General features: G+C 71.6%; 10 protein-coding genes and 1 riboswitch. Of the genes, 8 read left to right on the top strand and 2 right to left on the bottom strand.

What is annotated here, in order from left to right; genetic code table 11:
- From ABZ478_RS28825 to ABZ478_RS28805, 5 genes are all read left to right on the top strand, one after another.
- The coding region (locus ABZ478_RS28825) for a flavodoxin-dependent (E)-4-hydroxy-3-methylbut-2-enyl-diphosphate synthase (protein WP_359553711.1) at positions 1-412 on the top strand (412 nt) is incomplete at its 5' end.
- Between the two features lie 35 nt (positions 413-447).
- Positions 448-2,355, top strand: coding sequence for a 1-deoxy-D-xylulose-5-phosphate synthase (gene dxs, locus ABZ478_RS28820; RefSeq protein ID WP_359553709.1), 1,908 nt, complete (start codon positions 448-450; stop codon positions 2,353-2,355).
- Positions 2,352-3,737 carry an aspartate aminotransferase family protein gene (locus ABZ478_RS28815; protein WP_359553707.1) on the top strand — a complete coding sequence of 462 codons (1,386 nt, stop codon included), beginning with the start codon at positions 2,352-2,354 and terminating at the stop codon, positions 3,735-3,737. Before dxs ends, ABZ478_RS28815 begins: the two co-directional genes overlap by 4 nt.
- Before the next feature lie 74 nt (positions 3,738-3,811).
- Positions 3,812-4,435, top strand: coding sequence for an XRE family transcriptional regulator (locus ABZ478_RS28810; protein WP_359553705.1), 624 nt, complete (start codon positions 3,812-3,814; stop codon positions 4,433-4,435).
- Complete coding sequence (locus ABZ478_RS28805) at positions 4,432-4,554, top strand: DUF6126 family protein (RefSeq protein WP_190019420.1); 123 nt, start codon at positions 4,432-4,434, stop codon at positions 4,552-4,554. Before ABZ478_RS28810 ends, ABZ478_RS28805 begins: the two co-directional genes overlap by 4 nt.
- Positions 4,555-4,560: 6 nt before the next feature.
- On the opposite strand, the gene ABZ478_RS28800 is transcribed toward ABZ478_RS28805, so the two are convergent.
- The gene (locus ABZ478_RS28800; RefSeq protein ID WP_359553704.1) at positions 4,561-5,358 is read right to left on the bottom strand and encodes a tyrosine-protein phosphatase; all 798 of its coding nucleotides are present in this window, start codon (positions 5,356-5,358) and stop codon (positions 4,561-4,563) included.
- A gap of 172 nt (positions 5,359-5,530) precedes the next feature.
- On the opposite strand from ABZ478_RS28800, the gene ABZ478_RS28795 reads away from it, so the two are divergent.
- From ABZ478_RS28795 to ABZ478_RS28785, 3 genes are all read left to right on the top strand, one after another.
- Positions 5,531-7,630 (top strand): alpha-galactosidase, encoded by a 2,100-nt coding sequence (locus ABZ478_RS28795; protein WP_359553703.1) that lies wholly within the window; start codon positions 5,531-5,533, stop codon positions 7,628-7,630.
- Between the two features lie 270 nt (positions 7,631-7,900).
- Positions 7,901-8,096, top strand: a riboswitch (cyclic di-AMP (ydaO/yuaA leader).
- A 4-nt stretch (positions 8,097-8,100) separates the two neighbouring features.
- Positions 8,101-9,102, top strand: coding sequence for a peptidoglycan DD-metalloendopeptidase family protein (locus ABZ478_RS28790; RefSeq protein ID WP_359553702.1), 1,002 nt, complete (start codon positions 8,101-8,103; stop codon positions 9,100-9,102).
- A 254-nt stretch (positions 9,103-9,356) separates the two neighbouring features.
- Positions 9,357-10,142, top strand: coding sequence for an SGNH/GDSL hydrolase family protein (locus ABZ478_RS28785; protein ID WP_359553725.1), 786 nt, complete (start codon positions 9,357-9,359; stop codon positions 10,140-10,142).
- 121 nt (positions 10,143-10,263) lie between these two features.
- Here ABZ478_RS28785 and ABZ478_RS28780 read toward each other — a convergent pair whose 3' ends face one another.
- The gene (locus ABZ478_RS28780) at positions 10,264-10,812 is read right to left on the bottom strand and encodes a TetR/AcrR family transcriptional regulator (RefSeq protein ID WP_359553723.1); all 549 of its coding nucleotides are present in this window, start codon (positions 10,810-10,812) and stop codon (positions 10,264-10,266) included.
- Between the last annotated feature and the right edge of the window lie 5 nt (positions 10,813-10,817).

Raw genomic sequence — 10,817 nt, 5'->3', positions numbered from 1 at the left:
GGGCATCGGCGACACCATCCGGGTCTCGCTGTCCGCGCCCCCCGTGGAGGAGGTCAAGGTCGGCAACCAGATCCTGGAGTCCCTGAACCTCAAGCGGCGCGGCCTGGAGATCGTCTCCTGCCCGTCCTGCGGCCGCGCCCAGGTCGACGTCTACAAGCTGGCGGAGGAGGTCACGGCAGGACTGGACGGCATGGAAGTGCCGCTCAGGGTCGCGGTGATGGGGTGCGTGGTCAACGGCCCGGGCGAGGCCCGTGAAGCCGACCTCGGAGTTGCCTCGGGCAACGGCAAGGGCCAGATCTTCGTCAAGGGCGAGGTCATCAAGACCGTCCCCGAGTCCAAGATCGTGGAGACCCTCATCGAGGAGGCCATGAAGCTCGCCGAGGGGGCGGGCGCCGCGGACGAAGTGAGTTGAGTCAAGGCACGGCACGGACCGAGAGGGGGCCCAGCGTGACGATCCTGGAGACCATCCGGCAACCACGCGACCTGAAGGCGCTGTCCGAGGCGGAACTCGGCGAACTGGCCGAAGAAATACGTGAGTTCTTGGTGCACGCGGTGTCGAGAACCGGCGGTCACCTGGGGCCCAACCTGGGGGTGGTGGAACTCTCCATCGCACTCCACCGGGTCTTCGAGTCACCGGTCGACCGCATCCTGTGGGACACCGGCCACCAGAGCTATGTGCACAAGCTTCTGACGGGACGTCAGGACTTCTCCAAACTGCGTGGCAAGGGCGGCCTGTCCGGCTACCCGTCGCGCGAGGAGTCCGAGCACGACGTCATCGAGAACAGTCATGCCTCCACCGCGCTGGGCTGGGCGGACGGCCTCGCCAAGGCCAACCAGGTGCTGGGGGAGAAGGGGCATGTGGTCGCGGTCACCGGCGACGGCGCGCTGACCGGCGGCATGGCCTGGGAGGCACTGAACAACATCGCGGCCGCCAGGGACCGGCCGCTGATCATCGTCGTCAACGACAACGAGCGCTCCTACGCCCCGACCATCGGCGGCCTCGCCAGCCATCTGGCCACCATGCGCACCACCGACGGGTACGAGAAGGCCCTCGCCTGGGGCAAGGAGGTGCTGCTGCGCACCCCGGTGGTGGGCAGCACGATCTACGAGTCCCTGCACGGCGCGAAGAAGGGCTTCAAGGACGCCTTCGCCCCGCAGGGCATGTTCGAGGACCTCGGGCTGAAGTACGTCGGCCCCATCGACGGGCATGACATCGGCGCCGTCGAGTCGGCGCTGCGCCGCGCGAAACGCTTCCACGGGCCCGTCCTGGTCCACTGCCTCACGGAGAAGGGCCGCGGCTACGAACCCGCCCTCGCCCACGAGGAGGACCACTTCCACACCGTCGGCGTGATGGACCCGCTCACCTGCGCGCCCCTCGCGCCGGCCGGCGGTCCCTCCTGGACCTCGGTGTTCGGCGAGGAGATCGTCCGCATCGGCGAGGAGCGCGAGGACGTCGTCGCGATCACGGCGGCCATGCTGCACCCGGTGGGCCTCGGCCGATTCGCCGAGCGGTTCCCCGACCGGGTGTGGGACGTGGGCATCGCCGAGCAGCACGCGGCCGTCTCGGCGGCCGGACTCGCGACCGGCGGACTCCATCCCGTCGTCGCCGTCTACGCCACCTTCCTCAACCGCGCCTTCGACCAGTTGCTGATGGACGTGGCCCTGCACCGCTGCGGGGTCACCTTCGTGCTGGACCGGGCCGGCGTCACCGGAGTGGACGGGGCGTCCCACAACGGCATGTGGGACATGTCCGTCCTCCAGGTCGTGCCCGGCCTGCGGATCGCCGCCCCGCGCGACGCCGGGCAACTGCGCGCCCAACTGCGCGAGGCGGTCGCCGTGGACGACGCGCCCACCCTGGTCCGGTTCCCCAAGGAATCGGTCGGCCCGGACATCCCGGCGGTCGGCCAGGTGGGCGGTATGGACGTCCTGCACCGCGGCGAACACCCCGACGTGGTTCTGGTGGCCGTCGGCGTGATGGCGCCGGTGTGCCTCCAGGCAGCCGAGCTGCTCGCGGCCCGGGGCGTCGGCTGCACGGTGGTGGACCCCCGCTGGGTCAAGCCCGTCGACCCCGCCCTGCCGGGCCTGGCCGCCGGGCACCGCCTGGTCGCCGTGGTGGAGGACAACAGCCGTGCGGCAGGCGTCGGTTCGGCCGTGGCACTGGCCCTCGGCGACGCGGACGTGGACGTGCCGGTACGCCGGTTCGGCATCCCGGACCAGTTCCTCGCACACGCCAAGCGCGGCGAAGTACTGGCCGACATCGGCCTCACGCCCGTGGAGATCGCCGGGCGCATCAGCGCGAGCCTGGCCGTCAAGGCCGTGAGGGCCCTCGATGGCACAGCCAAGGAGAGTGAATGAGCACGGAGTTCGACCTCGGCGCCCTCCTCGCCGAGCGCGGAGCCGAACGCTACGAGCTGCACGCCAGGCACCTCAACCCGCAGCTCCCGAGGATGCTGCACACCATCGGCTTCGACCGGGTCTACGAACGGGCCGAAGGCGCCCACTTCTTCGACGCGGACGGCACCGACTACCTGGACATGCTCGCCGGGTTCGGTGTGATGGGCCTGGGCCGCCACCACCCGGTCGTCCGCAAGGCACTGCACGAGGTCCTGGACCTCGGCCTCGCCGACCTCACCCGCTTCGACTGCCAGCCGCTGCCGGGCCTGCTCGCGGAGCGGCTGCTCGCCCACAGCCCGCACCTGGACCGGGTGTTCTTCGGCAACAGCGGCACGGAGGCGGTCGAGACCGCCCTGAAGTTCGCCCGCTACGCCACCGGCAGGCCCCGCGTGCTGTACTGCGACCACGCGTTCCACGGCCTGACCACCGGCTCCCTGTCGGTCAACGGCGAGGACGGCTTCCGTGACGGCTTCGCCCCGCTGCTGCCCGACACCGCCGTGCCCCTCGGCGACCTCGACGCGCTGGCCAGGGAGCTGAAGAAGGGCGACGTGGCCGCCCTGATCGTCGAGCCCATCCAGGGCAAGGGAGTGCACGAGGCACCGCCCGGCTATCTGCGCGCCGCCCAGGAGCTGCTGCACCGGCACAAGGCGCTGCTGATCGCCGACGAGGTGCAGACCGGCCTCGGCCGCACCGGCGACTTCTACGCCTACCAGCACGAGGAGGGCGTGGAGCCGGACCTGGTGTGCGTGGCCAAGGCGCTGTCCGGCGGCTACGTACCGGTCGGCGCCACCCTGGGCAAGGAGTGGATCTTCAAGAAGGTCTACTCGTCCATGGACCGCGTCCTGGTCCACTCGGCCAGCTTCGGCGCCAACGCCCAGGCCATGGCCGCCGGGCTCGCCGTGCTGTCGGTCATGGAGAACGAGCAGATCGTCGCCGGGGTGCGCGCCACCGGCGAGCTGCTGAAGTCGCGGCTCACCGCGCTGATCGACCGGTACGAGCTGCTGGTGGACGTGCGCGGCCGGGGCCTGATGATCGGCATCGAGTTCGGGCGGCCCTCCTCGCTGAAGCTGCGCGGCCGCTGGACCATGCTGCAGGCCGCCCGCAAGGGCCTGTTCGCGCAGATGGTCGTCGTCCCGCTGCTCCAGCGCCACCAGATCCTCACGCAGGTCTCCGGTGACCATCTGGAGGTGATCAAGCTCATCCCACCGCTGATCATCGACGAGGCCGACGTGGACCGGTTCGTCGCCGCCTTCACCGCCGTCATGGACGACGCGCACAGCGGCGGCGGACTGATGTGGGACTTCGGGAAGACGCTGATCAAACAGGCGGTGGGCAACCGCTGAGAGCGACCGCCGGACGGGTTTGCCTCTGAGGCAAGAAATTTGCCGCAGAGGCAAACCTGCGGCTCAATGGAGGCATGAACGCCTCAGAAGCCTCGCCACCGGCGGGCGAGGGCGACGACCTGCCCGCCGTGGCGCCGCAGCTCCGCGCCCTGCGCCGGCGCACCGGCCTCACCCTGGAGGCGGCGGCCCGCACCGCCGGGCTCTCGCCCGCCCACCTCTCCCGGCTGGAGACCGGCGGGCGCCAGCCCTCGCTGCCGATGCTGCTCGCGCTCGCCCGTATCTACGGTACGACCGTCTCGGAACTGCTGGGCGAGCGGGTCGCCGACCGGGACGCCATCGTCCGCGCCGCCGACATGGAGCCCACCCGCGCGGGCGGCTGGACCTACTTCCAGGCCGGCGCGTCCGGACGGGGCATGCAGGCGCTGCGTGTCCGGGTGCCCTACGGCACGCAGGGCGACATCGTGCGCGTCCATCCCGGCGAGGAGTGGCTGCACATCCTGAAGGGGCGTCTCCGGCTGCGCCTCGGTGACACCGCGCACCTGCTCGCCCCAGGCGACAGCGCGCACTTCGACTCCCTCACCCCGCACCGCCTGGCCGCCGAGGACCAGGACGGCGTGGAGCTTCTGTTCGTCCACACCCTGCTGCAGAGCCCCACGGCCGCGCTGTGCCTGGGCCCCCTGACTGGAGAGCTGCCATGAGCGACTTCGAGGAGAAGTTCCCCCGCTCCCTGTGGATCCGGCTGATCATCTACATCGCCGTGGGTCACCTGTTCGCCGCGTTCCTCTATCTGCTGTTCGCGGTGGGCGCCAAGAGCTGACGGAGGTCAGTCGAGCAGGCGCTCCCGCAGCCGCTCACGGGTCCGCGAGGTCAGTCCGAGGCCCTGCTCGAAGTAGGCGTCGAGCCCGCCCCAGGTCGCCTCGATGCTCCCGAACGCCGCCTGCAGATACTCCGCGCGCGCGTCGAAGAGCGGGCTGAGCAGGTCCATCACCTCGGGGGTGTACGCGGAGTCGGGGCTGCCGTTGCGGCGCACCTTGTAGCGGCGGTGCTTGGCGTTGGACTCCAGGTAGTCGGCGACGATCGCGTCGCGCTCCACGCCCACGGCGAGCAGGGTCACCGCTATGGAGATGCCCGCACGGTCCTTGCCCGCGGCGCAGTGCATCAGCGCGGGGACGCTGTCCTCGGCCAGCGCGTGCAGCACCCGGGAGTGCTCGGCGGTGCGCTCGGTCACGATCGTCCGGTACGAGGCGACCATCCGGGCGGCGGCCTTGCCGTCCGCGAGGATGCCGCGCAACTGGTCGAGGTCGCCGTCGCGGACCATCTTCCAGAACTCGGCACCGTCCGCCGGGTCGCTCAGCGGCAGGTTCACGTTCCGCACGCCCGGCAGGGCGACGTCCGGGCCCTCCAGCTTCTGGTCGGCCGCGTTGCGGAAGTCGAACACCGTGTGCAGGCCCAGGGAGCCGAGGAAGGCCGCGTCCTCGTCCGTCGCGTGCGCTAGGTGGCCGCTGCGGAACAGCACCCCCGAGCGCACCCGCCGGCCGTCCTCGGTCGGCAGTCCGCCCACGTCGCGGAAGTTGCGCACTCCGGCCAGATCGGGCTCGGTCGACGGGACCTGCTGCGTCACGGGGGCTCCTCCCGGTCGGACCCCGTCGGCTCGGCTCGCCGGCGGGCGCTCCGTCGACGATACGACATCGATCATCTCGGGCAACGAGTTGTCCACAGGCGTTGCCACCGGAGCGCACCGGCCCCGATGATGTGCGCACCTGAGCGGATCTGTTGACACCTGTGAGGTCTCGATGGTGGATATCGCCGAGAACGGACGCACCTGGCTCCTGTCGGGGCCCACCAGCAGCTATGCCCTGCACCTGACCGAGGCGCACGAACTGCTCCACCTCCACTGGGGGCCCCGCATCGCGCTCGCCGACGCCGAGGCCCTGGCCCTGAGCCCGCTGCCCGTCTACCGGCCCTTCGAGTCCCCGCTCGACGGCCGCGAGGAGTACCCCGTCGAGGGCGGCCCCCGCTTCGTCCGTCCCGCCCTCTGTGTGCGCACCGACGAGCGGCGCGGCACCGAATGGCGCTTCGTGTCGTACGAATGCGACCGGGACGGGACGGGAGACGGCACCGAAGGCGCGGAGCTGCGGCTGCGCTTCGACGACGACGGACTGGCGATCACCCTGCACTACCGCATGCGCGGTGACGTCGTGGAGCGCCGGGTCACCCTGAACAACGGCGGGCACACGCGCGTGGAGCTGCTGCGCGCCGACGCCGCCACCTGGACCCTGCCCGAACGCGACGGCTGGCGACTGTCGCAGCTGCACGGCCGCTGGGCCGCCGAGTCCCTGCTCACCCGCGCGCCGCTCACCCACGGCGAGAAGGTCATCGGCAGCCGCCGCGGCCACACCGGCCACCAGCACCTGCCCTGGGTCGCCCTCGACACCGACGCCACCGAGGAACGCGGCGAGGTCTGGGGCTGCGCGCTCGGCTGGTCCGGCTCCTGGCGGATCGCCGTCGCCCAACTCCCGGACGCGCGCGTGCAGATCACCGGCGGGGCCGGCCACGACGACTCGGGCCTGCTGCTCCTGGCGCCGGGGGAGTCGTACACCACCCCCGTCTTCGCGGGTCTGTGGAGCGACGGCGGCTTCGGCGGGGCCAGCCGGACCTGGCACGCCTACCAGCGCGCGCATGTGATCCCGGACGCCGAGCGGGACCGGCCGGTGCTGTTCAACTCCTGGGAGGCGACGTTCTTCGACATCTCCGAAGAGCAGCAGGCGGCGCTCGCCCGGCGCGCGGCCGGCATCGGCGTCGAGCTGTTCGTCGTCGACGACGGCTGGTTCGGGGCCCGCACCAGCGACCGGGCCGGGCTCGGCGACTGGACCCCCAATCCCGACCGGTTCCCGCACGGCCTCAAGCCCCTGGCGGAGCAGGTGCACGGCCTCGGCATGCGGTTCGGCATCTGGGTCGAGCCCGAGATGGTCAACCCGGACAGCGAGCTGTACCGGGCCCACCCCGACTGGGTGCAGTACCAGCCGGGCCGCAGACGGACGGAACTGCGCAACCAGCTCGTCCTCAACCTCGCCCGGGAGGACGTCCAGGAGTACCTGTGGGAGCGGCTGGACACCCTGCTGTCCGGCGCCCCCATCGACTATGTGAAGTGGGACTTCAACCGCTGCTTCACCGACGCCGGCTGGCCGGGGGAGCCGTACCCGCAGCGCCTGTGGGTCGACCACGTCCGCGCGCTGTACGCCCTGCTGGACCGGCTGCGCGCCGCCCACCCCCGGGTCGCCTTCGAGTCGTGCTCGGGTGGCGGCGGCCGGATCGACCTCGGCGTGCTGAGCCGCACCGACCAGGTGTGGACCTCCGACAACACCGACCCGCTCGACCGGCTCGCCATCCAGCACGGCTTCAGCCAGATCCACCCCGCGCGCGTGATGGCGGCCTGGGTCACCGACAGCCCGAACACGCAGCTCAACGGCAGGACCAGCTCCCTGCGCTTCCGGTTCGTCAGCTCCATGGCGGGTGTGCTCGGTATCGGCGGCGACCTCACCGAGTGGACCGACGAGGAACTGGCCGAAGCCGGGGAGTGGGTGGCCCTCCACAAGGAGATCCGGCCGCTCGTCCAGCAGGGCGACCTGTACCGGCTGCGGCCTCCGACGGGCGGCCTGAGCGCCGTCCAGTACGTGCTGGGGGACGAGGCGGTGGTCCTGGCCTGCCTCCAGACGCAGAGCTACGGAGAGCCGGTACCGCGCGTACGGCTGCGCGGACTCGACGCGACGGCATCGTACGAATGCCGCGAAACGGGCGAAGTTCACCGAGGTGCCGTTCTGCTGCACCACGGACTGCCGACCGGGCTGCACGGCGATCTGGACGCGGCAGTTTTCCGCCTGCGCCGTATCTGACCCTTATGTCCTGACTGACCCCTTCGTTACAACTCGGTGTGGAATGGGGGCGCCTGGGGGAGTGGCGCGTGAGGAGCGTCATAGCCGTGACCGTCCGCTGTTCGTCATGTCCACCTAATCCCCAAGCGGATACGGCAACTTGACCCGACCGCGCGGGTGCGAATTCACGCACCGTGACCACGAATATCCCATTTGGATCTTCTGGCACGTGAACGCCGGGAATCGGTCGCTTGTTTCCGCGCGTCGGGCTCGCTTACGTTCGCCATCAATCCGGACGGAACGCCGAATCCTGCCGCCGCCCGGAGTCCCACACACATGACCCGTGCGCGGCAGGAGCGGGGGACCCAACAGGTACGACTGCCTGTCCCGGTCTCCGCGACAGGCTCGGGGTGCAGCCGCGCACCGCGCGGCCGGGCAGCTCCAGCCCGAACCCGACAGCTCACCCCGCAGGCGCCGGAGAGGAATGCGTCATGCCCGCGAAGGGTAAGCACCGCCGTCCCAAGACTCAGCGTTTCACCCGTTCCGTCGCCGTCGCCGGAACCGGCGGTGCCGCACTGGCCCTGCCCCTGCTGGGTGCCACCGGAGCGCACGCCGTCACCGCGCAGCCCGTCTCCGGAAAGACCGTGCAGTCCGTGGCGAAGACGGCGGCCGGGAAGACCGCCGCGCAGCAGGCCTCCGGCGTTCGCACCTACACGGTGAAGTCCGGCGACTGCCTCGCGAAGATCGCCGGCGAGCAGCACGTGAGCGGGGGCTGGCACCGGCTCTACGCGGACAACCGGCAGACCGTCGGCGAGAATCCGGCCCTGATCCACCCGGGTCTGAGGCTGTCGCTCGGCAAGAAGGCCGCCGCCCCGACCCGCGCCGAGTCCCCCGCCCCCGCGCAGCCTTCGAAGGCCCGCGCGGAGGCCCCGGCGAAGGCCGCCCGGTACACCCCCGCGACCCCCGCCGTCCAAGCGTCTCCGGTGGCCCAGGCCACCAAGGTCGCCCCGGCGTCTCCGGTGGCCCAGGCCACCAAGGTCGCCCCGGCGTCTCCGGTGGCCCAGGCCACCCAGGCGGCCCCCGCCACCGGCTACAACCTCCCGGTCGCCGCGCCCACCGTCGGCACCGCGTACCACGTGGCGGGCAGCATGTGGTCCAGCGGCTACCACACGGGCGTCGACTTCGTCGTCCCCACCGGCACCTCCCTCAAGGCCGTCGGCGCCGGCACCGTCGTCTCCGCCGGCTGGGGCGGCGCGTACGGCAACCAGGTCGTCATCAAGCTGAACGACGGCTACTACGCCCAGTACGCCCACCTCTCGCAGCTCTCGGTGTCGGCCGGTCAGACGGTGACCCCGGGGCAGCAGGTCGGCCTGTCCGGCGCCACCGGCAACGTGACCGGCCCGCACCTGCACTTCGAGATCCGCACCACGCCGAACTACGGCTCGGACGTGGACCCGGTCGCCTACCTCCGCTCGCACGGCGTCGCCCTCTGAGCCACCGGCGCCGAGGGACGCGCTCCTCACGACCACCTGCCTGACACGCCTCCGAAGGCCGGACCCCCGATCCCCGGGTCCGGCCTTCGGTGTGTCCGGACGGTCCCCGTACCGGCCGTATTCCTGGGTTGGCAATTTCTTTAAGGGTGTCTCATCTCACCGCTAGTCAACCCCTGCCTACGGTCGCGTAAGTCACATCCAAAGGTGAATCATGGTCCGACGTGGCAGACGATTCGAAGAGTGACAACACATCAGTGATCGGGTCGTACGTGGCGGTGGGGGACAGCTTCACCGAGGGCGTCGGCGACCCCGGGCCCGACGGGGCGTTCGTCGGCTGGGCCGACCGGTTCGCGGTCCTGCTCGCCGACCGGCGGCCCGAGGGCGACTTCAAGTACACCAACCTCGCGGTCCGCGGGAAGCTGCTCGACCAGATCGTCGAGCACCAGCTTCCCAGGGCCGTCGAACTGGCCCCGGACCTCGTCTCCTTCTGTGCGGGCGGCAACGACATCATCCGGCCGGGCACCGACCCCGACGAGGTGGCCGAGCGCTTCGAGCGGGCCCTCGCCCCCCTCGCGGCGGCCGCGGGCACGGTGATGGTGACGACCGGCTTCGACACCCGGGGCGTGCCGGTGCTCAAGCATCTGCGCGGCAAGATCGCCACCTACAACGGGCACGTCCGCGCCATCGCCGACCGGTACGGCTGCCCCGTGCTCGACCTTTGGTCCCTGAGGTCCGTCCAGGACCGCAGGGCCTGGGACAACGACCGGCTGCACCTCTCGCCCGAGGGGCACACGCGCGTGGCGCTGCGCGCCGGTCAGGCCCTCGGCCTGGAGATCCCGGCCGACCCGGAGCAGGCCTGGCCGCCGCTGCCGCCCCGGGGCACCCTGGAGATCCGCCGGGACGACGTCCACTGGGCCCGCGAGTACCTCGTCCCGTGGATCGGCCGCCGGCTGCGAGGCGAGTCCTCCGGGGACCACGTCACGGCGAAGGGCGCGCTCTCGCCGGACGACATCAAGCTGCGCATCGCGTCGGTCGCCTGACCCCGCGCGCGGCGTGACCGTGCCCCGTACCGCGATCCCGGCGGTGCGGGGCACGCCCGCGCGCCCACCGGACCCGGCCCGTGTTCCATGCCGGTGCGCTCCGGCCGGTCGACTCCGCGCGCTACAGGCCCAGTTCCCTGGCCAAGGCGTCGTTCACCCACTCCTGCGCGCGGGCGCGTGGCACCGCGCCCGGGTAGGACGTGAGCTGCACGGCCAGGCCGTCGAGCAGGGCGGTGAGCCGCAGGGCCGTGCCCGTGGGGTCGGGGCAGGTGAACTCGCCCGCCGCCACGCCCTCGGCGATGACCGCGGCGATCGCCGCCTTCCACCGCTGGTCGAGGTCCCGGGTGACCGCCCGCAGGGCCGGCTCGCGCAGCGACACCGCCCAGCCCTCGATCCACAGCCGCCAGCCCTTGGCCTGGCCCGTGGGCGCGTACCAGCGCACGGCGGCGCGCAGCCGGCGCAGGGCGGAGGTCCGCCGGTCCAGCAGCGCGCGCAGCCGCGCGAGGTCGTCCTCGGCCGCGTAGGCGAAGGCGGCGGCGACCAGCTTCTCCTTCGTCGAGAAGTGGTACAGCACCAGCGCGTTGCTCACCCCGAGCACCGCGGCCACGTCGGCGATCCTGACCGCCGCCACGCCCCGCGCCTCGATCTGCCCGATGGCGGCCCGCAGCATCTCCT

This window comes from Streptomyces sp. NPDC005706, from assembly GCF_040631045.1.
GTDB lineage: Bacteria > Actinomycetota > Actinomycetes > Streptomycetales > Streptomycetaceae > Streptomyces.
Note: the sequence above shows the minus strand (reverse complement) of the source record. Positions and strands in the feature narration are given on the sequence as shown.